Source organism: Roseomonas haemaphysalidis (genome assembly GCF_017355405.1).
In the GTDB taxonomy this organism is placed as follows: Bacteria; Pseudomonadota; Alphaproteobacteria; order Acetobacterales; family Acetobacteraceae; genus Pseudoroseomonas; species Pseudoroseomonas haemaphysalidis.
In genome coordinates this window covers 3,716,808-3,742,684 of the sequence record NZ_CP061177.1, presented here as the reverse complement: position 1 = coordinate 3,742,684, position 25,877 = coordinate 3,716,808, and the positions used below count along the sequence as shown (strand labels likewise).

General features: G+C 71.4%; 27 protein-coding genes. 11 read left to right on the top strand and 16 right to left on the bottom strand.

The genetic code is table 11. The features are described 5' to 3' along the window. Positions 1-134 precede the first annotated feature (134 nt). Positions 135-1,199: an AGE family epimerase/isomerase gene (locus IAI59_RS17465; protein ID WP_207414839.1), complete on the top strand. Its 1,065-nt coding sequence runs from the start codon at positions 135-137 to the stop codon at positions 1,197-1,199. Between the two features lie 2 nt (positions 1,200-1,201). Here IAI59_RS17465 and IAI59_RS17460 read toward each other — a convergent pair whose 3' ends face one another. From IAI59_RS17460 to IAI59_RS17445, 4 genes are all read right to left on the bottom strand, one after another. Beyond that, positions 1,202-1,363: a hypothetical protein gene (locus IAI59_RS17460; protein WP_207414840.1), complete on the bottom strand. Its 162-nt coding sequence runs from the start codon at positions 1,361-1,363 to the stop codon at positions 1,202-1,204. A gap of 137 nt (positions 1,364-1,500) precedes the next feature. Then, positions 1,501-2,607, bottom strand: a complete 1,107-nt coding sequence (locus IAI59_RS17455) for a DSD1 family PLP-dependent enzyme (protein ID WP_207414841.1) — start codon at positions 2,605-2,607, stop codon at positions 1,501-1,503. 242 nt (positions 2,608-2,849) lie between these two features. After that, entirely contained in the window at positions 2,850-3,587 is a 738-nt protein-coding gene (locus tag IAI59_RS17450; RefSeq protein ID WP_207414842.1) for a glycerophosphodiester phosphodiesterase family protein, read from the bottom strand. After that, positions 3,584-5,191, bottom strand: a complete 1,608-nt coding sequence (locus IAI59_RS17445) for an ABC transporter substrate-binding protein (protein WP_207414843.1) — start codon at positions 5,189-5,191, stop codon at positions 3,584-3,586. The genes IAI59_RS17450 and IAI59_RS17445 overlap by 4 nt, the downstream gene beginning before the upstream one ends. A gap of 403 nt (positions 5,192-5,594) precedes the next feature. On the opposite strand from IAI59_RS17445, the gene IAI59_RS17440 reads away from it, so the two are divergent. The 3 genes from IAI59_RS17440 to IAI59_RS17430 all read left to right on the top strand — a co-directional run bounded on the left by IAI59_RS17440 (position 5,595) and on the right by IAI59_RS17430 (position 9,245). Continuing rightward, positions 5,595-6,899 (top strand): MFS transporter, encoded by a 1,305-nt coding sequence (locus IAI59_RS17440; RefSeq protein WP_207414844.1) that lies wholly within the window; start codon positions 5,595-5,597, stop codon positions 6,897-6,899. 184 nt (positions 6,900-7,083) lie between these two features. Then, positions 7,084-8,835: an ABC transporter ATP-binding protein gene (locus tag IAI59_RS17435; protein ID WP_207414845.1), complete on the top strand. Its 1,752-nt coding sequence runs from the start codon at positions 7,084-7,086 to the stop codon at positions 8,833-8,835. Beyond that, a complete protein-coding gene (locus IAI59_RS17430; protein ID WP_207414846.1) occupies positions 8,832-9,245 on the top strand; it encodes a lysozyme inhibitor LprI family protein in 414 nt (137 codons plus the stop codon). Before IAI59_RS17435 ends, IAI59_RS17430 begins: the two co-directional genes overlap by 4 nt. A 127-nt stretch (positions 9,246-9,372) precedes the next feature. On the opposite strand, the gene IAI59_RS17425 is transcribed toward IAI59_RS17430, so the two are convergent. Together IAI59_RS17425 and hemF are read right to left on the bottom strand one after the other, a co-directional pair. Beyond that, entirely contained in the window at positions 9,373-10,083 is a 711-nt protein-coding gene (locus IAI59_RS17425; RefSeq protein ID WP_207414847.1) for a tyrosine-protein phosphatase, read from the bottom strand. Then, positions 10,083-10,964, bottom strand: coding sequence for an oxygen-dependent coproporphyrinogen oxidase (gene hemF, locus IAI59_RS17420; protein WP_207414848.1), 882 nt, complete (start codon positions 10,962-10,964; stop codon positions 10,083-10,085). The genes IAI59_RS17425 and hemF overlap by 1 nt, the downstream gene beginning before the upstream one ends. Before the next feature lie 235 nt (positions 10,965-11,199). Here hemF and petA point away from each other — a divergent pair, with 235 nt between their 5' ends. The 5 genes from petA (at position 11,200) to guaD (ending at position 16,380) form a co-directional block, all read left to right on the top strand. Continuing rightward, positions 11,200-11,775 (top strand): ubiquinol-cytochrome c reductase iron-sulfur subunit, encoded by a 576-nt coding sequence (petA, locus tag IAI59_RS17415; RefSeq protein WP_207414849.1) that lies wholly within the window; start codon positions 11,200-11,202, stop codon positions 11,773-11,775. Between the two features lie 11 nt (positions 11,776-11,786). Continuing rightward, complete coding sequence (locus IAI59_RS17410; RefSeq protein ID WP_207414850.1) at positions 11,787-13,055, top strand: cytochrome b; 1,269 nt, start codon at positions 11,787-11,789, stop codon at positions 13,053-13,055. Position 13,056: 1 nt separating this feature from the next. Beyond that, the gene (locus IAI59_RS17405) at positions 13,057-13,830 is read left to right on the top strand and encodes a cytochrome c1 (protein WP_207414851.1); all 774 of its coding nucleotides are present in this window, start codon (positions 13,057-13,059) and stop codon (positions 13,828-13,830) included. Between the two features lie 99 nt (positions 13,831-13,929). Further along, positions 13,930-14,820: an S-methyl-5'-thioadenosine phosphorylase gene (locus IAI59_RS17400; protein WP_207414852.1), complete on the top strand. Its 891-nt coding sequence runs from the start codon at positions 13,930-13,932 to the stop codon at positions 14,818-14,820. Between the two features lie 252 nt (positions 14,821-15,072). After that, positions 15,073-16,380: a guanine deaminase gene (guaD, locus tag IAI59_RS17395; protein ID WP_207414853.1), complete on the top strand. Its 1,308-nt coding sequence runs from the start codon at positions 15,073-15,075 to the stop codon at positions 16,378-16,380. Between the two features lie 36 nt (positions 16,381-16,416). On the opposite strand, the gene IAI59_RS17390 is transcribed toward guaD, so the two are convergent. Both IAI59_RS17390 and IAI59_RS17385 read right to left on the bottom strand, forming a co-directional pair. Beyond that, positions 16,417-16,578 (bottom strand): hypothetical protein, encoded by a 162-nt coding sequence (locus tag IAI59_RS17390; RefSeq protein ID WP_207414854.1) that lies wholly within the window; start codon positions 16,576-16,578, stop codon positions 16,417-16,419. Further along, positions 16,575-17,237, bottom strand: coding sequence for a dienelactone hydrolase family protein (locus IAI59_RS17385; RefSeq protein ID WP_207414855.1), 663 nt, complete (start codon positions 17,235-17,237; stop codon positions 16,575-16,577). Before IAI59_RS17385 ends, IAI59_RS17390 begins: the two co-directional genes overlap by 4 nt. Positions 17,238-17,305: 68 nt before the next feature. Here IAI59_RS17385 and IAI59_RS17380 point away from each other — a divergent pair, with 68 nt between their 5' ends. Next, entirely contained in the window at positions 17,306-17,503 is a 198-nt protein-coding gene (locus IAI59_RS17380; RefSeq protein WP_207414856.1) for a DUF4169 family protein, read from the top strand. 11 nt (positions 17,504-17,514) lie between these two features. Here IAI59_RS17380 and IAI59_RS17375 read toward each other — a convergent pair whose 3' ends face one another. The 8 genes from IAI59_RS17375 to IAI59_RS17340 all read right to left on the bottom strand — a co-directional run bounded on the left by IAI59_RS17375 (position 17,515) and on the right by IAI59_RS17340 (position 24,772). Next, positions 17,515-19,410 (bottom strand): ATP-binding protein, encoded by a 1,896-nt coding sequence (locus IAI59_RS17375; protein ID WP_207414857.1) that lies wholly within the window; start codon positions 19,408-19,410, stop codon positions 17,515-17,517. Between the two features lie 119 nt (positions 19,411-19,529). Continuing rightward, on the bottom strand, positions 19,530-20,624 hold the full coding sequence (gene ychF / locus IAI59_RS17370; RefSeq protein ID WP_207414858.1) for a redox-regulated ATPase YchF: 1,095 nt from the start codon (positions 20,622-20,624) through the stop codon (positions 19,530-19,532). A gap of 60 nt (positions 20,625-20,684) precedes the next feature. Next, complete coding sequence (locus IAI59_RS17365) at positions 20,685-21,104, bottom strand: hypothetical protein (protein WP_207414859.1); 420 nt, start codon at positions 21,102-21,104, stop codon at positions 20,685-20,687. Positions 21,105-21,109: 5 nt separating this feature from the next. Next, entirely contained in the window at positions 21,110-21,682 is a 573-nt protein-coding gene (gene pth / locus IAI59_RS17360) for an aminoacyl-tRNA hydrolase (protein WP_207414860.1), read from the bottom strand. 13 nt (positions 21,683-21,695) lie between these two features. Continuing rightward, entirely contained in the window at positions 21,696-22,340 is a 645-nt protein-coding gene (locus IAI59_RS17355; protein ID WP_207414861.1) for a 50S ribosomal protein L25/general stress protein Ctc, read from the bottom strand. 175 nt (positions 22,341-22,515) lie between these two features. Further along, positions 22,516-23,112: a histidine phosphatase family protein gene (locus IAI59_RS17350; RefSeq protein ID WP_207414862.1), complete on the bottom strand. Its 597-nt coding sequence runs from the start codon at positions 23,110-23,112 to the stop codon at positions 22,516-22,518. After that, positions 23,109-23,732, bottom strand: coding sequence for a glutathione S-transferase family protein (locus IAI59_RS17345; protein WP_207414863.1), 624 nt, complete (start codon positions 23,730-23,732; stop codon positions 23,109-23,111). The genes IAI59_RS17350 and IAI59_RS17345 overlap by 4 nt, the downstream gene beginning before the upstream one ends. Before the next feature lie 107 nt (positions 23,733-23,839). Then, on the bottom strand, positions 23,840-24,772 hold the full coding sequence (locus tag IAI59_RS17340; RefSeq protein WP_207414864.1) for a ribose-phosphate pyrophosphokinase: 933 nt from the start codon (positions 24,770-24,772) through the stop codon (positions 23,840-23,842). A gap of 229 nt (positions 24,773-25,001) precedes the next feature. Here IAI59_RS17340 and IAI59_RS17335 point away from each other — a divergent pair, with 229 nt between their 5' ends. Further along, entirely contained in the window at positions 25,002-25,877 is an 876-nt protein-coding gene (locus IAI59_RS17335; protein ID WP_207414865.1) for an exonuclease domain-containing protein, read from the top strand.

The window sequence follows — 25,877 nt, the reverse complement described above, 5'->3', positions numbered from 1 at the left end:
CAACTTTCGGTTGAGGGGAACGACGCTTCCGCGATGCGGCAGCGCGGCCGCGCGGTCAAGAGCGGATCGCCCCTTTGACTTCTGCGGCGGGACAAGCCTAACCCCGGCCGGGGATGATGGCCGGGAGGCGGGGGATGGATCTGCTCCAGTGGCTGTCCGGGCGTGCGTGGCCGCTGTGGCTGGCGCATGGCGTGGACTGGCGGCGCGGCGGCTTTCACGAAGAACTGACGCTGGACGGGCTGCGCTGCGACGCGCCGCTGCGCCGCCTGCGCGTGGCGGCGCGGCAGGTCTACGTGTTCTCGCAGGCGCACCGGCACGGGCTGCCGCGCGCGGCCGAGGCGGTGGAGCTCGGCATCGACTTCCTGCGCCGCCGCGCGGCGCTGCCCGGTGGCGGCTATGCCTGGCGCTTCGACCTGGACGGGCGGGTCACGGACGGGCGCGTGGACCTGTACGACCAGGCCTTCGTGCTGCTGGCGCTGTCGGCGGCCACGGCGGTGCTGCCGGCGGGGGTGCTGCGGCCGCTGGCGCTGGCGCTGGACGGCTTCATCGACGCTGCCATGGCGCATCCGGCGGGCGGCTACCGGGAAAGCCTGCCGCCCGCGCTGCCGCGCCGGCAGAACCCGCACATGCACCTGCTGGAAGCCCGGCTGGCCGCCGCCGAAAGCTTCGGCGAGCCACGCTTCTTGGAAGGCGCGGACCGTCTGGTGGCCTTGTTCCGGCAGCGCTTCTGCGCCCCGGCGGCGGAGCCCGAAGCGCTGCAACTGATCGAATTCTTTGGCGAGACCTGGGACCCGGTGGCGCCGGCCGTGGCCGAGCCCGGGCACCATTGCGAGTGGGTGTGGCTGCTGCACCGCCACGCGCGCCTGCGCGGCGTCGCGGTGCCGCCCGAGGCGGAAGCCCTGCGCCGCTTTGTGGACCGCCACGGCGCCGGCCCCTGGGGCGGGCTGGTGGATGGCGTGCTGCCCGGCGGCGCGGTGGCGGCGCCCGGGGCCCGGCTGTGGCCGCAAACCGAACGCCTCAAGGCCGATGCGCTGCGCGACCCGGCGGCGCCGGACGCCCGCGCCGCCCTGGCCGCCTATCTGCGGCCGGACGGCCTGTGGCACGAGCGGCGGCTTCCGGATGGCCGCCTCAGCCTAGAAGCGGCGCCGGCCAGCAGCCTGTACCACCTGACCTGCGGCATCCTGGAAGCCGCCGCCTGAGGTCAGGCGGCGCGGCCGGCCACGGCCGGCTGCGGGTCCGTGACCGGCTGCCCGGCGCCGGGCATGCGCAGCAGCGCCGCCTGGCGGGCGGCTTCCCGCGCGCCGAGGCGCAGCACCTCGGCGGCATCGGGGAGGCTGGCGGGGGGCGAGGGGGCGTCGGGCATGACGGCGGTTTCCTGGAGCAGTGGTGGGCGGTTTCGCCTCACGTTGCGATTCATGCAATTCTCAACGCCGTGATTCACGGCTTCGTTGCGCCGGCCAGGGCAGGGTGGGGCGGTGCGGGCCTTCGGTTTTTCCCCGGTCACGCCATGCCGCCGCGCGCCGCCACCGGCCACAGGCATTCCACGCGCCCCCGGCGCACCCCCACATACCAGTCGAAGCGGTCCACCGTCGGGTCGCAGTGCCCGGGCACCAGCCGCAGGGTTTCGCCGAGCTTGGGCGCCGCGCCGCCTTCCACGGCGATGTTGCCGTGCTCGTCCGAGGCGCCGGCGTAGCGCAGGCCCGGCCGTTGCCAGACCTGGGGAAAGCCGGAATCGGTGGGCGCCGCCTTGTGGCCGGCATCCACCACCACCAGCCCCGCGCGCGGCGTGCTCATCACCTGGGTCAGCAGAAACAGCGCCTGCCGGAAGGGCGGGGCGTCGTGGTTGGCCGCGTAGTCGGCATCCATGAAGGCGTAGGAGCCGGCCTGGATCTCCGTGAACACGCCGCTCGACGCCTCGTGCAAAAAGGTGCCGGTGCCGCCGCCGCCGACGATGGGGCAATCCAGCCCCTGCTGGCGCAGCTGCTCCACCGTGCGCCGCGTGTGCTCCACGGCGGAGGCGATGCTCGCCGCCCGCTCTTCCGGCCGCCGCTGGTGCTGGGCGCGGCCGTGATAGGCCTGCAGCCCGGCGAATTCGAGATGCGGGCTGCCGGCGATGCGCCGCGCGAGCGCCACCGCCTCCGGCCCCGGCTGGACGCCGCAGCGCCCGGCCCCGGCATCGATCTCCACCAGCAGGCGCAGCCGCCGGCCCGCCGCCCCGGCCGCCTGCTCCGCCAGCGCCACGCCCGCCTCGCCATCCACGCACATCGCCACGCGGCTGATGCCGGACAGCGCCAGCAGCCGTGCCAGCTTGCGCGGTGCCACCACCTCGTTGCTCACCAGGATGTCCGGCACGCCGCCCCAGGCCAGGGCCTCGGCTTCCGCCACCTTCTGCACGCATTGCCCCACCGCGCCGCGACGCATCTGCTGCAAGGCGATGACGGGGGATTTGTGGGTCTTGGCATGGGCGCGGAGCTTCGCCCCGGTCGGCGCCAGCAGCGCGGCCATGCTGTCCAGGTTGTGCTCAAAGGCATCGAGGTCGAGCACCAGGGCGGGGGTGTCGATCTCGTCCTCGGGCATGCCGGGCTCGGCGGGGGGGTGCTGGGGCATGGGGGCTGCTTCCGGATCGGTGGCGGTGGAGGCCATGCTGCCGGGGGTGGGGCCTTCAGGCCAGGGGGCGGAACCGGGGGAGAATGAATTCTCCCCCGGACCCCCTCTTCTTTTCTTTTTTCACTGAAAGAGTCGCGCTTGTTGCCAGCAAGCCCTCCGGCCGCCATCGGGGCGCAACCGGCCCACGGGCGCCATGGATCAGAAAAAAGATGGGGGTCCGGGGGAATTCATTCCCCCGGCCTTCACGCCCCCCGCAGCCGCAGCGCCGTCACCGGGTCATCCGTGGTGAAGACCTCCACCCCCAGCGCCAGCACGCGGGCGATGGTCGCGGCGTCGTTCACCGCCCAGGCGCCCACCCGCATTCCGGCCTCGCGGCAGGTGGCGATGGCGCTCTCGTCGCAATCGGCGGCGTTGAGGCCGAGCATGGGCACGCCGGCCGCCCGGGCGGCGGCGATGGCGCCGGGCACGCCCGCGTCCTGTACCACGCCGCGCGCCACCAGCCAGATGGCGCGGCCTTGCAGGCGCGGGTCGCGCATCGCCTCGGCGGCGAGCGCCAGGCGGAAGCAGGTGACGGTGGTGCGGGGCAAGAGGCCGGCGGCGTCCAGCACCGCGAGCGACTTGGGCAGCAGGCCGGGGTAGCGGGCGTCGTTCGCGCCGGTCTTCAGCTCCATGCGCGGGGCGATCGGCGTGGGGGCCAGGATGGCGGCGACCTCGCGCAGCGTCGGGATAGTTTCGCCGGCGGTGCCCTTCAGGCGGATGGCGCGTAGCTCGGCCAGCGTGCGGGCGGCGACGGGGCCCCGCGCTTCCGTGGTGCGGTCCAGGGTCGCGTCATGGATCACCACCACCTCGCCGTCGGCGGACAGGTGGACGTCGAACTCCACCTGTTCCACCGGCAGGCGGGCGGCTTCGCGAAAGGCGGTGGGGCTGTTCTCGGGCCACAGGATGGCGCCGCCGCGATGCGCCGCGACCAGCGTGCTCATGCCGCCCAGTTCCGCGCGCGGAAGTCCATGCCGAAGGACTGGCCGGGCTTCCAGGGCAGGTCGCGCCGCTTGGCGGTGAAGTTCACCGTGCGGTGCAGGACGGTGTAGGCGGGGTCCTCGCGCTCCGCGATCTCCAGCATGCGGCGGAAGGCGCGGGCACGGGTGTCGTGGTCGATGCTGCCGGCGAGGATGCCGCACAGCGTGCCGAACTCCTCGTTGCGCCAGGCGCCGACCTGCCACTGCTGCCCTTCCGGCCCGTGCGCGGTGGGCATGGAGGACAGCGGGTCGTTGAAGGAGGCGCTGTTGGACCAGTCCCAGACGCCGCGCGGGCTGTCCTTGGCCAGCACCTGCGGGAAGTTCTCGCGCGTCTCGATCGCCACGTTCAGCCCGGCCTGCCGCCAGCCTTCCACCAGGATCTGCGCGGTGGCGACCTGGCCGGTGTAGTAGTTGTTCAGCAGCCGGTAGGGGATGGGCTCGCCTTTGTAGCCGGCTTCCTTGAGCAGCCGGCGGGCCTCGGCCAAGTCGAAGCGCGGCGCCTGCCAGTCGGGCTGGTACATGGCGCCGTAGAAGGGGAACTGCTCGCCGCGCGGCACCTCGGTGCGGTTGTCCCACAGGGCATCGACGATGCTCTGGCGGTCGATGCTGTGGGTGAGCGCGCGGCGGACACGGGCGTCGGCCAGCACCGGGTTGCTCTTGTCGAACACCGAAAGCCGCATGTTCATGATCAGCCCGCCGACCACGTGGTGGCGCGGGCTGGCATCCACCTGGGCGATCAGGTCGGGCGGCACGTCGCATGCGAAGTCGGCCTCGCCGGAGGCCAGCATGTTGAGGCGCGAGGACACCTCCGGCACCTCCACGAAGCGGATGCGCGCCAGCGGCGGCCGCCCGCCCCAGTAGGCATCGTGTGCCACCAGCGTCAGCGAGCGGTCGGGGCGGAATTCCTCGATGGCATAGGGGCCAGTGGAAACCGGCTTGCGCGCCCAGTCCAGCCAGGACGGCGCGGCCTCAAAGGCGGCGCGGGAAACAACCATGCCGGCGAGCTGCGCGAAGCGGCCCTCGATGGCCGGCGTCGGGCGGTCGTGCACGAAGCGCACGGTGCGGGCATCCACCACCTCCACCCTGGCCAGCCCCTGGAAGGCGCGGCGCGCGATGGCCGCGACCTCGGGCGGCGCCGCGCGGTCCTGGCGGTTGGTGGGCACGCTGCCGAACAGCGCCGCGGCCTCACCGGCCCGCGCCCCCATGCGCTCGGGGCCGAAGGAAAAGGCGACGTCCTCGGCCGTCATGGTCCGGCCGTCGTGGAAGCGCACGCCGTCGCGCAGCGTCACCTCCAGCGTGCGGTCGTCCACCCGGCGGGCGGCGGTGGCGAGGCCGGGCTGCAGCGACAGGTCGCCCAGCCAGTCGGTCATCAACAGGGTTTCGGCATAGGAGGCCATCAGCCGGGTGCTGACGTTGGAGGACTCGCGCAGCGGCTCCAGCGTGTTGCTGTTGGCGATCTTCTGCACCGCCACCGTGACGGAGGGGCGCGGGCCGCCCTGGGCGCGCGCCACGCTCGGCAGGGCGAGCGCGGCGCCGGCGGACAGCAGAAAGGGGCGGCGGCGCAGCATGGCGGAAACTCCGGCGATGGGGTGCTGGGGCGTCCTAGGGCGGGCGCGTGACGTGCGGATGACGCTTGCGTGTCAGGTGGGCGACAGGGTTGCGGGCATCGAGGCAGGGCGGGGGAAGGAATTCCTCTGAGCCCCCATCTTCTTTTTGCTGGCTTGCGTGGCCGCCTGTTCGGTCAGAGCGCCCCCGAGGCCCCAGCCACCCCGAAAACAGATTGAAAAAAAGAAGGTGTTTCAGGGGAATCCATTCCCCTGACCTTTCTGCCGCATTGCGTGAAGCCCCGCGATCACCGCAACGCAGCATCCGCCAAAGCGGAATGTCATGCGGCCTTCGCATTCGCTAAAGTTGCGCGGCAGCCCACCCGTGGCGCACGAGATTGTCTTTTGTCGATAAGGTTCCATCACCATGGCCGAGCGCGGCGCCCCTCCATCCCGTCCCTTGAACCGGCAGGACGTCCGCACCCTGGCGCTGGCCTCGCTGGGCGGCGCGCTCGAGTTCTATGACTTCATCATCTACGTGTTCTTCGCGGCGGCCATCAGCCACCTGTTCTTTCCGGCCGACATGCCGGGCTGGCTGCAGCAGGTGCAGACCTTCGGCATCTTCGCCGCCGGCTATCTGGCGCGGCCGCTGGGCGGCATCGTCATGGCGCATTTCGGCGACAAGGTGGGCCGCAAGCGGATGTTCACCCTGTCGGTGTTCCTGATGGCGGTGCCGACGCTGCTGATCGGCCTGATGCCGACCTACGAGACCATCGGCTACGCGGCGCCGGTGCTGCTGCTGGTGTTCCGCATGATGCAGGGCGCCGCCATCGGCGGCGAGGGCCCGGGGGCCTGGGTGTTCGTGGCCGAGCATGTGCCGGCGCGGCATGTCGGGCTGGCCTGCGGGCTGCTGACCGGCGGGCTGACGGGCGGCATCATGCTGGGCTCGCTGATGGCCACGGGCATCAACAGCGTGTTCACCCCCGCCGAGGTCGGTGCCTATGCCTGGCGCATCCCCTTCCTGGTGGGCGGGCTGTCGGGCTTCGTGGCCATGTACCTGCGCCGCTTCCTGCACGAGACCCCGGTGTTCGAGGCGATGCGCGCCAGCGCCGCGACGCAGGAGCTGCCGATCAAGCAGGTGCTGCGCAGCCATGGCCGTGGCGTGGTGCTGTCCATGCTGGTGACCTGGATGCTGACCGCCGCCGTGGTGGTGGTGATCCTGATGACGCCCGCGCTGATGCAGAAGCTGCACGGCTTCTCGCCGGTGGTGACGTTGCAGGCCAACCTGGCGGCCACCTTCCTGCTGACCGTCTGCGCCATGCTCAGCGGCCTGGCGCTGGACCGCTTCGGCGCCGTCAAGGTCGGGCTGATCGGTGGCGTGCTGCTGATCGCCTCCACCTACGCGCTCTACATCGGCGCCGACACGCACCCGGAATGGCTGCTGCCGCTTTACGCCGTGGCGGGCGCCACGGTGGGCGTGATCAACGTGGTGCCCTTCGTGATGGTCAATGCCTTTCCGCCCGGCGTGCGCTTCACCGGCGTGTCCTTCTCCTACAACCTGGCCTACGCCATCTTCGGCGGCGTCACGCCGCTGCTGGTGTCGCTGCTGGTGGCGGCCGACCCGCTGGGGCCGGCGCATTACGTGGCCTTCGTGGTGGTGGTGTTCCTGGCGACCATGCTGACGCTCGCGCGTTCGCGCCGCGTGCGGGCGGCGGCGCTGGCGGCGGCGTAGCAAAAGGCCGGGGGAAGGAATTCCCCCGGACCCCCGTCTTTTTTTATGCTGCCGGCCCTGGAGCCGGGGCGCTCCGGCCGCGATGGGCGCACGCGAAATCAGAACGAAAAAAAGAAGGGGTTTCAGGGGATTCATTCCCCTGACCGTCCTTCCACCGCCTCGCTTCATGCTAAGCGCCCCGCCCATGGCACTTCCCCCGCCCGAAACCACCCGCGCCCTGACGCTCCGCCTGTGGCGGGACTACATGCGCCACCACCGCGCCGGCATCGTGCTCGCCTTGTTCTGCACGCTGGCACTGGCGGGCTTCACGGCGCTCTACCCGCTGGTCATCCAGCAGGCCTTCGACCTGTTCACGCGCGGTGATTCCCGCATCGTCTGGCTGATCCCGCCCACCATCGTCGTGCTGACGGCCTGCAAGGCGCTGGCGCAGTACGGGCAGGCGGTTTCTGTCCAGGCGGTGGTGCTGCGGGTGATCGAGAGCCTGCAGAACGACCTGTTCCGCGCCCTGACGCGCGCCGACCTCGCTTCCCTGTCGCGCGAGGCGCCGGCCCGCCACGCCGCGCGCTTCACCGCCGACGCCCAGGCGATCCGCGAGGCGCTGACCAAGGCGATCAACGGCCTGGCCAACGGGCTGACCGTCATCGGGCTGGTGGCCTCGATGATCTACCTGGACTGGCAGATGAGCCTGATCCTGGTGGTGCTGTACCCGGTGGCGATCGTGCCGGTGCTGCGGCTGGGCAAGCGCATCCGCCGCGCCTCCGGCGGCATGCAGGAGCGGGTGGGCGAGGCGGCGGCCATGCTGACCGAGAGCTTCGCCAGCGCCCGCGTGGTGCGCGCCTATGGGCTGGAGGCGCAGGAGGAGGGGCGGGCCCGCGACGCCTTCGCCCGGTTGCGGGACGCGCTGCTGCACATCGCCCGCACCCGCTCCAAACTGGACCCGATCCTGGAGGCGCTGGGCGGCCTCGCGGTGGCCGGCGTGCTCTGCTTCGTCGGCTGGAAGGTGTCCACCGGGCGGGGCACGGTGGGCGAATTCACCGGCTTTGTCGCCGCCCTGCTGGTCGCCACCCAGCCGATGCGCGCGCTGGGCTCGCTGAACGCCGCGCTGCAGGAGGGCTTCGGCGGGCTGGTGCGGGTGTTTTCCGAGATGGACCGCAGGCCCGCCATCGCCGCCCCCGCCGGCGCGGTGGCCTTGTCGGACGGCCCGGGGCGGGTGGAGTTCCGCGCCGTCGGCTTCCGCTACGGCGACGGCGCCAGCGTGTTGAACGACCTGTCCTTCCTCGCCGAGCCGGGCGAGACGGTGGCGCTGGTCGGCCCGTCCGGTGCCGGCAAGTCCACCGCGCTGGCGCTGCTGCCCCGGCTGTACGACGCCACGGCGGGCGAAATCCTGCTGGACGGCATCCCCAGCACCGCCGTGACGCTGGACAGCCTGCGCGCCGCCATCGCCTATGTGGGGCAGGACGCCGTGATCTTCGACGACACGGCGCTGGCCAACATCAGCAACGGCCGCCCCGGCGCGACCCGCGCCGAGGTGGAGGCCGCCGCCCGCGCCGCCGCGGCGCACGACTTCTTGGCGGCGCTGCCGGCCGGCTACGACACGCCGCTCGGCTCCGGCGGTTCGCGCCTGTCGGGCGGGCAGCGGCAGCGCGTGGCGCTGGCCCGCGCGCTGCTGCGCAACCCCCGCGTGCTGCTGCTGGACGAGGCGACCAGCGCGCTGGACGCCGAGAACGAGGCCCTGGTCGGCCGCGCGCTGGAAACGCTGCGCGCCGGCCGCACCACCCTGGTGATCGCCCACCGCCTGGCCACCGTTCAGGCGGCCGACCGCATCGTGGTGATGCAGGACGGCCGCGCGGTGGAGCAGGGGCGGCATGCCGCCCTGGTGGCGGCGGACGGGCTGTATGCCAGGATGGTGCGCACCCAGGCCTTTGCGGTGGAATGAGCATGATCCGAATGATGACCCTGGCCGCCCTGGCCCTGCTGGCCGCCGGCCCCGCCCTGGCGGCCGGCAACTGCGCCGACGCCAGCACCCAGGGCGCCGCCAATGCCTGCGCGGCGCGCGAGCTGGCCGCGGCCGATGCCCGGCTGAACGCCACCTACAACCAGGTGGTCGGCCGCCTGAAGGCCGAGCCCGAGGCGCGTGCCGCCCTGCTGGAAGCGCAACGGGCCTGGATCCGCTTTCGTGACGGCGAATGCGCCTTTGCCACCGTCAACGCCCGGGGCGGCAGCGTGGCCCCGTTCCTGGACGCGCGCTGCCAGACGCGGATGACCGAGGCGCGGCTCCAGCAACTGCAGGACTACCTGTCCTGTGGGGAAGGCGAAATGGATTGCCCGGTGCCGGCGGGGCGGTAGCGGAAGGCCGGGAAAGGCATTCCCCGGACCGCTTCTTTCGTTCTGACTTCTGGTGCTTGCGGCCAGACATCAACCGACAAAAAGAGATGGGAGATCGGAGGAATTCTTTCCCCCGGCCTTTCCCCGGCTATTCCCGCCGCAGCACGCCATCCACCAGCCGGTCGGCCCAGGGGCGTGACTTGAAGGCGGCGCGCAGCGCGTGCTCGTCGTAGTCCTGTTCCACCCAGTCCAGGAACGGCTTGGGGCCGTGGGCCTTCTGGAAGGCGGCGTATTCGCGGAAAAAGGCGTCCAGGATGCCGGTCTTGCTGGCGGCCACGTGGCCGTGGCGCCAGGACAGCTGGCGCATGGCGACTTCCACCGGCTCGCCCTGCAGGAGCAGCCAGATGCCGGCGGCGAGGCCAGTGCGGTCGGCGCCGGACTTGCAATGCAGCAGCACCGGCTCCGGCATCTCGCGGAACAGCTTGGCCAGGCGCAGCACGCGGTCCTTGTGGGGCGCGCCGCGGCTTTCCAGCGGTGCGTCCACCTGGCGCAGGCCCAGCTCGGCGGCGGCCTCGCGCCCCAGGGCGTCGGAGCCGCAGGTGTCGCGGTGGCCGCGCAGGTTCAGCACGGTGCGGATGCCGAGCCGCCCGGCGGCGGCGCGCAGCTGGCGGGGCGAGGGGTGGTTGGAGCGGTACAGCCGCCCCGGCGCCACCACGCCCCAGTTGCGCCACAGCAGGCGCAGCGCCGCGTGGTCCACGAACAGGCTGTTGATCCAGGCGGCGCGCCGCCCGGGGGGGGATGAGAGATCTTGCGCCACCGGGGCGGTATGGGGTCGGGCCCGCCCCGGGGCAAGCGGCATCAGGGCCAGGCGACCTCGGGCGGCATGGACATCAGGATCGCCTCGGTGTTGCCGCCGGTGCGCAGGCCGAACAGCGTGCCCCGGTCGTGCAACAGGTTGAACTCCACGTAGCGGCCGCGGCGGACCAGCTGGTGCTGCCGCTCCTCGGGCGTGAAGGGCTCGTTCATGCGCGAGCGCACGATGGCGGGATAGGTGGCCAGAAACGCCTCGCCCACGTCGCGGGTGAAGCTGAAATGGTCGTCCAGCCCGGCGCCGTCCGCCTCGTCGCGGCCCAGCCAGTCGTAGAAGATGCCGCCCAGGCCGCGCGGCTCGTTGCGGTGGGGCAGAAAGAAGTACTCGTCGCACCACGTCTTGAAGCGCGGGTAGTAGTCCGGGTCGTGCCGGTCGCAGGCCGCCTGGAAGGCGGCGTGGAACAGGGCGGCGTCCTCTAGCGACTCGGGGGCGTCCAGCTTCATTGGCGTCAGGTCGCCGCCGCCGCCGAACCAGGCGCGGGTGGTGGCGATGAAGCGGGTGTTCATGTGCACCGCCGGCACGCGGGGCGAGCGCATGTGCGCCACCAGCGAGACGCCCGTGGCCAGAAAGCGCGGGTCGGCCTCCGCGCCCGGGATCTGGCGGGCGAACTCCGGGCTGAACTCGCCATGCACGGTGGAGACGTTGACGCCCACCTTCTCGAACACCTGGCCGCGCATCACGCTCATCACGCCGCCGCCGCCGCCGGGGCGGTCCCAGGCGGTGCGCTGGAAGCGGGCGGCGCTGCCCTGCTCGGCCTCGATCTGCTCAAAGGCGGCGCAGATGCGGTCGCGCAGGGATTCGAACCAGGCGCGGGCGGGGGCGGCGAGGGGGTGGCTGCGTTCTGTCATGGGGGGCGCGGTTCCGGGCATGGCAGCGTCTTGGAACCGGGGGGCGCCGTATTCAACCCCCGGGCGACCCGGCCGGCGCTTTCGGCCCCCGGCGGCGATTGCCACCCCTGGGGGGCTGGCTTTATATGACCGGTGACGCGAGTCCGGCAGCGTGGCGTCACGCCTGCCCGGTCGGTCCCGCAAGTTGCATGCGGATGGGATCAGCGGCTGCCCGCCTGCCGGTATGAAGGGTGGCCGCCAACAGGGACGATGAGGCATGGCCGATACGCTTGCGCCGAGCAGCAGCCCCCACGGCACCGGGGACCAGCACCCCCCGGCCGATGGGACGAAACGGGATTTCCTGAAACTGGTTGCGGGCTCCTTCGCGGCGGTCGGTGTGGGTGCCATCGTGTGGCCGTTCATCGCTTCCATGAACCCGGCCAAGGACGTGCTGGCCCTGGCCAGCGTGGACGTGGACGTGACGCATGTGGCCGAAGGCCAGGCCGTCACGGTCATGTGGCGCGGCAAGCCGGTCTTCGTGCGCCACCGCACGGCCAAGGAGATCGAGGAAGCCAAGGCCGTCAACGTGTCTGAGCTGCGTGACCCGCAGACCGACCAAGCGCGCGTGCAGCGCGAGCCCTGGCTGGTGGTGGTGGGCATCTGCACCCACCTGGGCTGCGTGCCGCTGGGCCAGAAGCCGACCGACCCCCGGGGCGAGTTCGGCGGCTGGTTCTGCCCGTGCCACGGCAGCGCCTATGACACCGCCGGCCGCATCCGCCGCGGCCCCGCGCCGCTGAACCTCGCCGTTCCGGAATACGCCTTCCGGTCCGACACCCAGATTCGCATCGGCTGAGGACGACCAGAATGGCAGGCCTCCACAACAGCGAGTTCTCGAACCCCGTGGTGCGCTGGATCGACCAGCGCATGCCGGTGTTCACCATGATGCAAAAGGAGTACGGGACCTTCCCGACTCCCCGGAATTTCAACTACTTCTGGAATTTCGGCGCGCTGGCCATGATCAACCTGATGATCATGATCGCCACCGGCATCTTTCTGGCGATGAACTACACCGCCCATACCAGCCTGGCCTTCGACAGCGTCGAGCGCATCATGCGCGACGTGAACTACGGCTGGCTGATCCGCTACGTGCACATGAACGGCGCCTCGATGTTCTTTATCGTGGTGCTCGTGCACGTGTGGCGCGGCATGTACTACGGCTCCTACAAGGCGCCGCGCGAGCTGCTCTGGATGCTGGGCGTCACCATCTACCTGCTGATGATGGCCACCGCCTTCATGGGCTACGTGCTGCCCTGGGGCCAGATGTCCTTCTGGGGCGCCACCGTCATCACCAACCTGTTCTCGGCCATCCCGCTGGTCGGCAACAGCATCGTGACGCTGCTGTGGGGCGGCTTCTCCGTCGACAACCCGACGCTGAACCGCTTCTTCTCGCTGCACTACCTGCTGCCCTTCGTGATCACGGGCGTGGTGTTCCTGCACGTGGCGGCGCTGCACATCACGGGGTCCAACAACCCGCTGGGCATCGAGCCCAAGGGGCCGCAAGACACCCTGCCGTTCCACCCCTACTACACCTCCAAGGACAGCGTCGGCATTGTCGTCTACCTGATGGTCTTCGCGGCGCTGGTGTTCTTTGTGCCCAACTACCTGGGGCACCCGGACAACTATATCCCGGCCAACCCGCTTTCCACGCCCGCGCACATCGTGCCGGAATGGTACTTCCTGCCCTTCTACGCCATCCTGCGCGCGGTGCCGGACAAGCTGTTCGGCGTGCTGGCGATGTTCGGCTCCATCCTGCTGCTGTTCGTGCTGCCCTGGCTGGACAGCTCGCCGGTGCGCTCCATGCGCTTCCGCCCCATCGCGAAGTGGCTGTTCCTGCTGTGGACGGTCAATTTCTTCGTGCTGATGTGGGCGGGCGGCAAGCCGGCCGAGGGCACCTACGTGCTGATCGCCCGCCTGTCGACGGCCTATTACTTCGCGTATTTCCTGGTGCTCCTGCCCCTGCTGGGCCGGATCGAGCGGCCGCTGCCGCTGCCCGAGAGCATCAGCCGCCCCGTGCTGCGTGGGGGCGGGCCGCTGCCCGCCGGCGCGATGGCCAAGCCGATGGAGAAGGCGTGACATGGCGCTGCGTTTGATGAAACGGGCGGCGCTCGGCGCCGCCCTCAGCCTCGGCCTGATGGGCGGGGCCATGGCGGCGGAAGGCGAGATCCACCTGCCGGACACCAAGTTCTCCTTCGAGGGCGTGTTCGGCACCTATGACCGTGCGTCGCTGCAGCGCGGCTTTCAGGTGTACAAGGAGGTCTGCTCGGCCTGCCATTCGATGCACCTGCTGTCCTACCGCAACCTGCAGGAGATTGGCCTGAACGCCGAGGAGGTGGCGGCCGTCGCCGCTTCCGTGCAGATCCAGGACGGGCCCAACGACAACGGCGAGATGTTCGAGCGCCCGGGCCGCGCGTCCGACCGCTTCCGCAGCCCCTTCGCCAATGCCGCCGCCGCGCGCGCCGCCAACAACGGCGCGCTGCCGCCCGACTTCTCGGTCATCACCAAGGCCCGCGAGGGCGGCGCGGACTACGTGCACGCGCTGCTGGTCGGCTATGGCGAGCCGCCCGAGGGCGTGACCGTGATGGAGGGCATGCACTACAACAAGTACTTCGCCGGCCATCAGATCGCGATGGCGCCGCCGCTCACCCAGGACGGCCAGCTCACCTTCGCCGACGGCACCAACGCCACGGTCGACCAGATGGCCAAGGATGTGGCGACCTTCCTGACCTGGGCGGCCGAGCCCGAGCTGGAAAGCCGTCGCGCCATGGGCGTGCGGGTGATCCTGTTCCTCGCCATCCTGGGCGGCATCACCTATGCCGTGAAGCGCAAGATCTGGGCGGACGTCCACTAAAGGCCTTCCTGCCACGCCGCCATGCCACAAGGGCCGCCCGCCACCGGGCGGCCCTTTCCATGTCCGGCCCCGTCGATCCCCCTTCTGGAGAACCGATCCATGAGCGACAGCTTCGAACCCGTCATCGGCCTGCTGGGCGGCTCCGGCCTGTACGACATCGACGGGCTGGAGGAGCGCGAATGGCGCGACGTCGAGAGCCCCTGGGGCAAGCCCTCCGACCAGCTGCTGTTCGGCCGCCTGTCCGGCGTGCGCTGCGTGTTCCTGCCCCGCCACGGCCGCGGCCACCCGCTGACGCCCTCCGACCTCAACTACCGCGCCAACATCGACGCCATGAAGCGCGCGGGCGTCACGGACATCCTGTCGCTGTCCGCCGTCGGCTCGCTGAACGGCGACCTGGAGCCGGGCAAGTTCGTCATCGTCGACCAGTTCATCGACCGCACCTTCGCCCGCCAGAAGTCGTTCTTCGAAAGCGGCTGCGTGGCGCATGTCTCGGTCGCCCACCCGGTGTGCCCGCGCATCGGCGACGCGGTGGAGCAGGCGGCGCGCGACATCGGGCTGAACCACAAGCGCGGCGGTACCTACCTGACGATGGAAGGCCCGCAGTTCTCCACCAAGGCGGAAAGCGAGCTGTACCGCGCCTGGGGCTGCGACGTGATCGGCATGACCAACATGCCGGAAGCCAAGCTCGCCCGCGAGGCCGAGATTTGCTACGCGACCGTCGCCATGGTCACCGATTTCGACTGCTGGCACCCGGACCACGACGCCGTGACGGTCGATGCCGTGGTGAAGGTGCTGCTGGCCAATGCCGACCGCGCCAAGGCGCTGGTCAAGGCCGTGGTGCCGATGCTGGGCCAGCGGCGCGGCCCGTGCCCGGCCGGCTGCGACCGCGCGCTGGAATACGCGCTGGTCACCGCGCCGGACAAGCGCGACCCGGCGCTGCTGGCGAAGCTGGATGCCGTGGCCGGCCGGGTGCTGAACCGGGCGGGTTGAGGGGGTCGCTGGTGGCCCTTGAGGGGGCGCTGCCCCCTCAAACGCCCCCGGCAGGGGATGCGATCCCCTGCACCCGCGATGAGTTTGGTGCTGTGGCGATCCATGGTGCGCTTATTGTGTTGATATAAGACAATACTTTAACAGGGTTCTACCCATCCACACGCGCATTCTGACACGAACGGGGGTCCAGGGGCCTCAGGCCCCTGGCGGGGCGGGTCCGGGAGGGGCAGCGCCCCTCCCGGGTGCCACCGCATGACCACCCGCCACGCCCTGCGCGGCGCCATCCTCGGCTTCACCGGCGACCCTTTTCTGACCGACCGCCCCGACGCCACCCTGCACGTGCAGGAGGACGCGCTGGTGGTGATCGAGGACGGCCATGTGGCGGAGGTCACGCCCTGGTCGGCCGCGCGCGCGGCGGGGCTGGCCGTGCACCACTACCCGCAGGCGCTGCTGTGCCCCGGCTTCATCGACTGCCACGTGCACTACCCGCAGACGCAGATGATCGGTGCCCAGGGCGCGCAGCTGCTGGACTGGCTGGACCGCTACACCTTTCCCGCCGAGCAGGCCTTCGCCGACCCGCACCACGCGGAGGTGGTGGCGCGGCTGTTTCTGCGCGAGCTGCTGCGCAACGGCACCACCACGGCGGCCGTGTTCTGCACCGTGCACCCGCAGTCGGTGGAGGCCTTTTTCGCGGAATCGCACCGGCTGAACACCCGCATGATCGCCGGCAAGGTGCTGATGGACCGCAACGCGCCGGCGGAGCTGCTGGACACGCCGGAGCGGGGCCATAACGAGTCCGAGGCTCTGATCCGCCGCTGGCATGGCACGGGCCGCCAGCTTTACGCCGTCACGCCGCGCTTCGCGCCCACTTCCAGCCCGGCGCAGCTCGATGCCGCCGCGCGGCTGTGGCGCGCGCATCCCGGCACCTATCTGCAAACCCACCTGTCGGAGAACCTGGCCGAGATCGCCTGGGTGAAGGCGCTGTTCCCCGAGGCGCGCGATTACCTGGACGTGTATCACCGGGCGGGGCTGACCGGGCGGCGGGCCATCTTCGGCCATGCCGTGCACTTGTCCGAAGCGGAGTTCGCCTGCTGCCACGCCACCGGCTCGGCGCTGGCGCATTGCCCCAGCTCCAACCTGTTTCTCGGCAGCGGCGCCTTTCGTGCCTTCGCGGCGAAGCGGCGGGACCGGCCGGTTTGCGTCGGGCTCGGCACCGACCTCGGCGCCGGAACCTCCTTCTCGCAACTCCAGACGCTGGGCGACGGCTACAAGGTGGCGCAGGGGCTGGGGCAGGCGCTGACGGCGGCGCATGGCTTTTGGCTGGCCACCGAAGGCGGCGCCGAGGCGCTGGACCTGTCCGGCCGCATCGGCCGCATTGCCCCGGGGGCGGAAGCCGACATCGTCGTGCTGGACCTCAAGGCCACGCCGCTGCTGGACTTCCGCCTGCGCCATGCCGGAACCTGGCCGGAGCGGCTGTTCGCGCTGATGACGCTGGGCGACGACCGGGCGGTGCGGGCCACCTGGGTGGCCGGCCGCCTGCAGCACGACCGGGACGCCTGACCCCGCCCGGGCCGTGCGGCCCGCGCCCGCCGCCGGTCAGTCCGGCCGCGTCCTTCCCCATACCGCCGACACCAGCACCGCCACGCCCAGCCCCGCGATCATCAGAAAGGGCATGTTGTCGAAGCCCTGCCCGGACCACAGCGGGATGCCCACCAGCAGCCCCAGCAGCACGGCGGAGGTGACCAGAAACAGCATCATCCGAGGTGCTTGCCCAGAAAAGCCAGGCTGCGCTGCTCGGCCAGCGCCGAGTCGGCCGGGCTGTAGGAGCCGCGTTCCTCGCAGGAGAAGCCGTGCTGCGCGCCGGGATAGGTGTGGATCTCGACCCCGGGCTGCGCCGCGCGGATGGCTTCCACGTCGGATTGCGGGATGCCAGTGTCGGCTTCGCCGAAATGCAGTTGCACGGGGCAGCGCGGCGTTTCCCCGCGCGTGCCGGCGATGCCGCCGCCGTAGTAGCCGATGGCCGCCTTGAAGCTGCCGCTGCGGGTGGCGCCCCACCATGCGATGGTGCCGCCCCAGCAATAGCCGATGATGCCACGCGCCGCGCTGGCGGGCAGGGCGGCGGCGGCGGCCTCGATGTCGCGCATCACCGCGTCGTCGGAGATCTGGCCGCGCAGCGCCAGGCCGCGCTGCACGTCCTCAGGCTTGTAGCCGAGCTCGACGCCGCGCTCCGCCCGGTCGAACAGCGCGGGGCTGACCACCGCGAAGCCCTGGCGGGCATAGCTGTCGCAGACGTGGCGCATGTGGCTGTTCACGCCGAAGATTTCCTGCACGATGACCAGCCCCCTGGTGGCATCGGCCGGACCGTCCTGCCAGGCGGAAAAGCGGTGGCCGTCGGAGGCGGTGAGTTCGATCTGCATGCGGGGCATCCTGTGCGGGCGGGGGCGACGCCATGGCGGCGGCGGGCCGGTCGCCCTATCGTGGGCCCATGGCCGAGATCGTCAACCTGAACCGTCACCGCAAGCAGGCCGCCCGCGCGCAGCAGGAGCGGCAGGCGGAGGCGAACCGCGCCAAGTTCGGCCGCGACCTTCCCACCCGGCTGCGCGACGCCGAGGCGGAAGCCCGCCGCCGCGCGCTGCTGGACGGCGCCCGGCTGGACCGGGACCCGCCGCCCGGCGGGGGCTGAGGCCGCGCCGCTCAGGCGGCACCGCTCAGGGACGCGGGCGCTTCCTCGCCGGCCAGCAGCATCCGCCGCACCGTGGCCAGCAGCCCCGCGCGGTCCACCGGCTTGGCCAGGTGCGCGTCCATGCCGGCGGCGAAGCAGGCCTGCACCTGCTCCACCATGTCCTCGCCGGTCAGCGCCACGATGGCGATGCGGTGGTCGCCGGGCCGGGCCTGCTCGGCGGCGCGGATGCGGCGCGTGGCTTCCAGCCCGTCCATCCCCGGCATCTGCACGTCCATCAGCACCAGGTCGAAGGCGTCGAGCGCCAGCAGGTCGATCGCCTCCTGGCCGCTGCCCGCCATCACCACGTCAAAGGCGGCGGGTTCCAGCAGCGCCTGCACCACCAGCCGGTTCAGCGCCACGTCGTCCACCACCAGGATGCGGCGGCCGCGCGGCGCCACCGGGGGCGCCGCCTGGGATGGTGCCTGTGATGATGCCTGTGATCGTGGCACCGGGCGGGCCGCTGCCGGCGGCACCACCTCGCGCAGCGGCAGCTCCGCCCAGAACAGGCTGCCGCGCCCGCCGGGGCCGGGCGCCATGCCGATCTGCCCGCCCATGCCTTCCACCAGCCCGGCCGAGATGGCGAGGCCGAGCCCGTTGCCTTCGCGCATCGGCTCGCCGCCGCCGGCCTTGGGCATGCGGCTGAAATCGCGGAACAGCAGGCTGCGCTGGTCGCGCGGGATGCCCGGCCCGGTGTCCGTCACCTCGACGCGCACGCCGTGGGGGGCCAGCGGCATCAGCTCCAGCCGCACGGCGCCGCCTTCGGGGGTGAACTTCACGGCGTTGCCCAGCAGGTTCAGCAGCACCTGGCGCAGCCGCAGCTCGTCGCCCAGCACCACCTGCGGGCAGAGCGGCGCCAGCGCCACCTCCAGGTGGATGCGCTTGCGCGCCGCCTCCGGGTTCAGCAGCACTGCGGCGCTGTCCAGCAGCCGGGCCAGCGGCACCGGCTGCTCGTCGAAGGCCAGCTTGCCGGCCTCCACCTGCGACAGGTCCAGCACGTCGTTGACCAGCGCCAGCAGGTGGCGCCCCGCGCGCTCGATCATGCTGCCATGGTCGCGGGTTCCGGCCGGCAGGCCGCGGTCGGCGGCGAGGATCTGCGCCAGGCCCAGCACGCCGTTCAGCGGGGTGCGCAGCTCGTGGCTCATGCGCGCCAGAAAGCGCGACTTGGCGGCATTGGCGCGGTCGGCGGCATCGCGCGAGGCGGCGATCTCGGCGACCGCCCGCTGCTGCTCGCGCTCGCGGATCATCGCCAGCAGGGCGAAGGAGGTGAGCACCACGTGCAGCATCGCCTCCACCACCGCGATGCCGAACCAGCCGCCGGACGGCAGGGCGGAGGTGACCGTCCAGTGCTGCTGGCCCAGCGGCGACAGCGCGCGGATCATCACCAGCGTGCCGTGCAACAGGAAGGAGGCGACCACGATGCCGCGAAACAGCATCATGTCGGCGCGGCGGCGGCTGAATTCCCAGCCGGTGAGCAGGATGTAGAGGCCGGCCGTGGAGGAGGCGATGACGATGCGCGCCTCCACCGTCTCGGTCAGTTCCGGCAGGCGGCGCAGCAGCAGCCACAGCGCGGCGCCGGCCAGCGCCCAGCCCAGCCGGGCGGGCCGGTCGTCGAAGCGGCGGGCGGCGGTCCAGCAGGCGCCGGTGGCGACCAGCATCAGGGCGTTGGACAGGTCGATGGACAGAAAGTCGGGCAGCATGTCGCGCGCGCCGCCGAGCGCCGCGCCCACCGCGAACAGCAGGTTCGCCGACCCCCAGTAGCCCACGCCCCGCACGCGCGAGCCGTGCCACGCGAGCCCCAGCCACATCAGCCCGAGCACTGCCGCGAGCAAGGTGCTGACGATCAGGAGCGTGGGGGTGTGAAACTGCAAAGTCGCCGTCCTGCACCGAGCGAGGGAGAGGAAAACAGAAACCCGCATAGCAGGACTATGCGGGTTTCATGTATGCCCTCATGCTCGCGGAAACGTGAGCATTATTTTGTCAGACTGTGTCAGACATTGAAGCGGAACAGCATGATGTCGCCGTCCTTCACCACGTATTCCTTGCCTTCCACTTTGGTCTTGCCGGCTTCCTTGGCACCCTGCTCGCCGCCCAGCGCCACGTAGTCGTCGTAGCCGGTGGTTTCCGCCGCGATGAAGCCGCGCTCGAAGTCGCCATGGATCACGCCGGCCGCCTGCGGCGCCTTCATGCCCTTGATGATGGTCCAGGCGCGGGCCTCCTTGGGCCCCACGGTGAAGTAGGTGATCAGGCCGAGCAGGCCGTATCCGGCGGCGATCACGCGGTCGAGCCCGCTGTCGGACAGGCCGAGGCCTTCCAGGAACTCGCCGCGGTCGGCGGCGTCCATCTGGCTGATCTCCGCCTCGATGGCGGCGGACACCACGACGGCCTTGGCGCCCTCGGCCTTGGCGCGCTCGAACACCTTGGCGGAATGGGCGTTGCCCTCGCCGGCGGCGCCTTCCTCGACGTTGCAGACATACAGCACCGGCTTGCTGGTCAGCAGCTGCAGGCGCTTGACCGCTTCCTCCTGGCCTTTCGGGATCACGGCGCGGGCGGGCTGGCCGTTCTGCAGCGCGGCCAGGATCGGCTCGATCAGCGCCACCTGGGCGGCGGATTCGCGGTCGCCGCCGCGGGCGCGCTTCTGCAGGTTGTAGAGCCGCTTTTCCAGGCTCTCCATGTCGGCCAGCATCAGCTCGGTTTCGATGATGTCGGCGTCGCGCAGCGGGTCGACGCTGCCTTCCACATGGGTGACGTCGCCGTCCTCGAAGCAGCGCAGCACGTGCACGATGGCATCCGTTTCGCGGATGTTGGCCAGAAACTGGTTGCCCAGACCCTCGCCCTTGCTGGCGCCGCGCACCAGCCCGGCGATGTCCACGAATTCCAGGCTGGTCGGCACGGTCTTCTGGCTTTTGCCGATCTTGGTCAGCATCTCTAGGCGCGGGTCCGGCACGGCGACGCGGCCGACATTCGGCTCGATCGTGCAGAACGGGTAGTTCGCCGCCTGGGCGGCGGCGGTCTGCGTCAGCGCGTTGAACAGGGTGGACTTGCCGACGTTCGGCAGGCCGACGATGCCGCAGTTGAAACCCATGACAGCGAAGTCCTCAGACAAAGAAAGGGCCGGGCGCCGTGGTCCGGCGCCCGGAAAGGGTCAGGCGTCCTGGCCCAGCCGGTGCGCGATCTCCTGCGCGATCTGCGCGGCGGCGATGCGGGCGGAGGCATCGTCGGTCGGCAGCGCGAGCGCCGCGGCGCGCAGCTGCGTGACGGCGCCGGGGATCGAGACGTCCAGCGCCTCGGCCGCGGCGCGGATCAGGTTGGGGCGGGCGGCGGGGGAGGCGGCCTCGCTCACCACCTGCGCCATGGCCAGCGCCAGGGCGCCGCGCGCGGCGGCGGCCTCGATGGCGCCCTCGTGGTCCGTGTCGCTTTTGCGCAGCGCGCTGGCGGTGGAGGCAAGGGTATGCGCCTGCGCCAGCAGGGCCGCGGCCAGCACGGCCACGCCGTTGGCCATGTCCTCGGGGCCCGGGCCGCCGAACTCGGCGGCGAGGTCTGCGGCGGCGTCTTCGATGGCCATGGTGTTCAGCTCTCCTGTGTCAGCAGCGCGACGCGGGTCATGAAGGCTTCCCGCTCGCCCTTGGCCAGCAGCGGCGCCGCATCGGCCACCGCATCCAGCATGGGCTCCAGCCAGGTGTCCACCTTGGCGAAGTTGCCCAGCACGTGGCCGGTCACCTTGTCCTTGTGGCCGGGGTGGCCGATGCCGAGCCGCACGCGCCAGTATTCCGGCGTGCCGAGCCGGCGGTCCATGTCGCGCAGCCCGTTGTGGCCGGCGGCACCGCCGCCGCGCTTGATGCGGATGCGGCCGGGCGCGAGGTCCAGCTCGTCATGGAAGGCGGTGATGCCCTCGGGCGGGATCTTGTGGAAGCCGGCGGCCGGCTGCACCGATTCGCCGGACAGGTTCATGTAGGTCTGCGGCTTCAGCGCCAGCACCTTCACGCCGCCGACGGTGCCCTCGGCCACCAGGCCCTTGAAACGTTGCCGCCACGGCGTGAAGCCGTGGCGGCGCGCGATGGCGTCGAGCGCCATGAAGCCGATGTTGTGCCGGTGCCGCGCCTGGCCCGGCTCCGGATTGCCGAGACCGACCCAGAGCAGCACCGGCGGTCAGCCCTTACTTCTTGCCCTTGGCGGCCTTGCCCTTGGCGGGGGCGGCGGTCACCACGGGGGCGACGATCACCTCTTCCTCGACCACCTTGGGCGGCGCGATGGAGGCCATCACGAAGTCGCCGGCCAGCACGGGCTTGGCGCCGGCCTGGTCCTTGACGTCCGACCAGTGGAAGGAATGGCCGATCGGGTGGTCGCCCAGGTCGATGGTGAAGTTGTCCGGCACCTTGTCGGGGTCGGTCATCACTTCCAGCTCGCGGTACACGGCGTTGACCACGCCGCCTTCCTTGACGCCGGTGTTGGTGTCCTCGCCGGTGAACACGACGGGCACCTTGACGCGGATCAGCTGGCCGGGGGCCAGGCGCTGGAAGTCCACGTGCAGGGGCGTGTCCTTCAGCGGGTGGAACTGCACGTCGCGCATCAGGGTGCGGGTGGTGCTGCCGCCCTTGACCGCCACTTCGTACAGGTGCGACTGCCAGCCGCCCTTGTGCATTTCCTTCATCACGTCGCGCGGGTCGAGGGCGATCAGGATCGCCTCCTCCTTGGCACCGTAGATGACCGCGGGGACCATGCCCTGCTTCCGAGTCGCGCGCGCCGCCCCCTTACCGGCCAACTCGCGCGCCTCGGCCTCGATCCGAATGGTTTGGACCATAAATCCGTGCTCCGCTCATCAGAGGCGCCGCGCCGGCCGATGCCGGGGCGCCTTGCCAAACGCCCCGGGCAGGATTGCCCACGGACGAACGCGCCGGCCTCCAGGGGTGCCAGCGCGCGGCGCGGGGTCTAGCAGACGGCGCGGCCCGGCACAATGCGATGTGCCGGGATGTGGCCTAGAGATCCGGCAGGGCGGCGGGCTCGAACTGCCAGGCCGTCTCGCCCGGCGCCGGCGGCGTCACCCAGAGCGGCAGGGCGTTGGGGGTGCGCACATTGGCCGGCAGCCCCGCCGCCTGGCGGAAGGCCCGCCACAGCGCGCCATGCGCCACCACCAGCACCGGACCCGGGCGGGCCAGGCAGCGGTCCAGCACCGCGACGGTGCGTTCGCGCAGCTGGGCGAAGCTTTCCGCGCCTTCCGGCGTGAAGCGGCCTTCCACCCAGTCGTCGAACCAGCCGCCCATCTCCTGGCCTTCCTGCACGCCGAAGGAGACTTCCCGCAGGTCGTCCTCGATCTCCACCGGAAGGCCCAGCAGGGACGCCGCCACCGCGGCGGTGTCCCGCGCGCGGCCGAGGGGCGAGCAGACGATGCTGGCGATGGCGCGCGGCGTGCCCCTGGCCGCGGCCAGGGCCACCGCCGCGCGCTCGGCCTGCGCGTGGCCCACGGCGTTCAGCGGGATGTCCACGTTGCCCTGGCTGAGGCCGCGGGCGTTCCAGTCGGTTTCGCCGTGGCGCAGAAACCAGAAGGGCGTGGCGCGGGGCAGGGACAGGCTCATGCCGCCATGCCGGAAGCGGCGAGCGCGCGCTGCACGGCGGGGCGGCCCAGCATGGCCTGGTAATGCGCCGTGATGCGCGCGGGCACCGGCATGCCGACCCGCTTGATCGCCCAGAAGGACACGAAGAACATCGCGGAATCGGCCAGCCCGTAGCCTTCCGGCATCACCCAGGTGTCGCCGCGCCACTGGCTGTCGATCACCTCGAAGCACTTGGCGGCCAGGGCCTTGCCCTGCTCCACCACCTTGGGCTGGTCGGCCTCGCTGGGGGTGAACATGCCGGCGCGGAACTGCCGGGTGAAGCCCTGCGGGTGCACCGTGCCGGTGATGTAGTCGACGAATTCCAGCGCGCGGGTCTGCGCTTCCAGCCCGGTGGGCCACAGCCCGGCCTCGGGGTTGCTGGCCGCCAGCCAGAAGGCGATGGCGGTGTATTGCCCGAGGAGGCTGCCATCGTCGCGCTGGAGCAGCGGGATCTTGCCCTTGGGGTTCAGCGCCCGGAACTGCGGCGTGTTCTGCGCCTGCTCCTTGAGCGACACCAGCTCCAGCGAGAACGGCTTGCCGATCTCCTCCAGCACGATGTGGATGCCCACGGAGCAGGCGCCGGGCGAATAGAACAGCTTCATCGAGGGCGATCCCTTGTCTCAGACGCGGCGCAGCATCGGCGGGCGCGCGCCCGGCCACAAGGGGGGGGCGGCGCGCGGGACGCGCCGCCCGGGCCGTGCAGACCCGTTCAGTTGAACAGGGTGGAGACCGAGCTTTCCTCGGAAATGCGGCGCATCGCCTCGGCCAGCAGCGGCGCGATGGTGAGCTGGCGGATGTTGGACGACACGCGCACCGCTTCCGTCGCCTGGATGCTGTCGGTCACCACCATGGCCTCGATCGGCGCGGCGCCGACGCGGGCCACCGCGCCGCCGGAGAACACGCCGTGCGTCACGTAGACGCTGACCGACTTGGCGCCCATCTTGATCAGCGCCTCGGCCGCGTTGCAATGCGTGCCGCCGCTGTCGATGATGTCGTCCACGATGATGCAGTCGCGGCCGTCCACCTCGCCGATCACGTTCATCACCTCGGACACGCCGGCGCGCGGGCGGCGCTTGTCGACGATGGCGAGGTCGGTGTGCAGCCGCGCCGCGATGGCGCGGGCGCGCACCACGCCGCCGACATCCGGGCTGACGACCATCAGGTCGCGCCCCTTGTAGCGCTCCAGGATGTCGCGCGCGAAAAGCGGTGCCGCGAACAGGTTGTCGACGGGGATGTCGAAGAAGCCCTGGATCTGGCCGGCGTGCAGGTCCAGCGTCAGCACGCGGTCGGCGCCGGCTTCCACGATCAGGTTGGCCACCAGCTTGGCGCTGATCGGCGTGCGGGAGCCGGACTTCCGGTCCTGCCGCGCGTAGCCGAAGTAGGGGATGACCGCCGTGATGCGCTTGGCGCTGGAGCGCCGCAGCGCGTCCAGCATGATCAGCAGCTCCATCAGGTTGTCGTTGGCCGGGTAGCTCGTCGACTGGATGACGAACACGTCCTCGCCGCGGACGTTCTCGTTGATCTCAACGAAAATCTCCATGTCGGCGAAGCGGCGCACGGAGGCCTGCGTCAGCGGCAGGTTGAGGGCCGCGGCGACCGCCTCGGCGAGCGGGCGGTTGCTGTTGCAGGCGATGATCTTCATCGGAACTGGCTTCTCCGAAGCGGGTCCGGCCGGCGGGAAGCCGACCCGGCGAGGGCGGGCGCGTGGTAGCAACGTGGCGGGGGTCTGTCCATTGCCGAGCCACGCCCCGCATGCGCGCCATGCGCATGCCACGATCAATCCGCCGCGACAACGGCATGGCGGCCGGGCGATGTTTCGCGCAATGAGCCCGGATTGCGGCACCGTCTCCGCCCGACCTAGAGTGGCCGCCATGCCGCCCCAAGCGCCCCGCCCCGACAGCCGCGACATCGTCGTGTTCGACACGGAAACCACCGGCGTCGGCGCCGGGGACCGCGTGGTGTCGCTCGGCGCCGTGCGGCTGTGCCCGGCGCTGGAGCTGCGGGCCAGCCTGCACCTGGTGTTCAACCCCGGCCGCGACAGCCACTGGGCGGCCGAGCGCGTGCACGGCCTGTCCGCTGGCTACCTCGCCGTGCAGCCCCGCTTCGGCGAGCATCTGGCGGAGGTGCGGGGCTTCTTTGACGGCGCCGCGCTGGCCGCGCACAACCTGGACTTCGACACCCGCATGCTGGACCGCGAGCTGTCGCTGCACGGCGCGCCGCCGCTGGCGCGGCTCGCCGGCACGCGCTGCACCATGCGGGAATGGCGCGCGCGGTCCGGCGGCCGGTCGGGCGGGCTGGACAGCGCCATCGCCCATCTGGGGCTGCGGCGGCAGGGGCGGGTGCACGGTGCCTTCGAGGATGCGGTGCTGGCCGCCAGCGTGCTGCGCTGGCTGGACGGCCGGCCGCACGGGGCCTGCGGCCCGCTGATCCCGCCCGGCAACGAGCGGTCCGCCCGGCCGGAGCCCGCCGGGGCCGACGCCGCCGTGCTGACCCTGGCCGGCAAGCGCGTGGTGCTGACCGGCGAGCTGGACAGCATGGGGCGCGACGAGGCCGCCGCCGTGCTGGCGCGCTGCGGCGCCCGGCGGCAATCGGTGCCCAACCGCCTGACGGACTACGTGGTGGTGGGCGCAGCACCCGGCCCCGCCAAGCTGCGCGCCGTGCGCGCGCTGCAGCAGGCGGCGGGCGGGCGGCCGCAGGTGCTGGCGGAAGCCACGTTCCTGCGGCTGGCCGAAAGCGTGGGGGCGTGA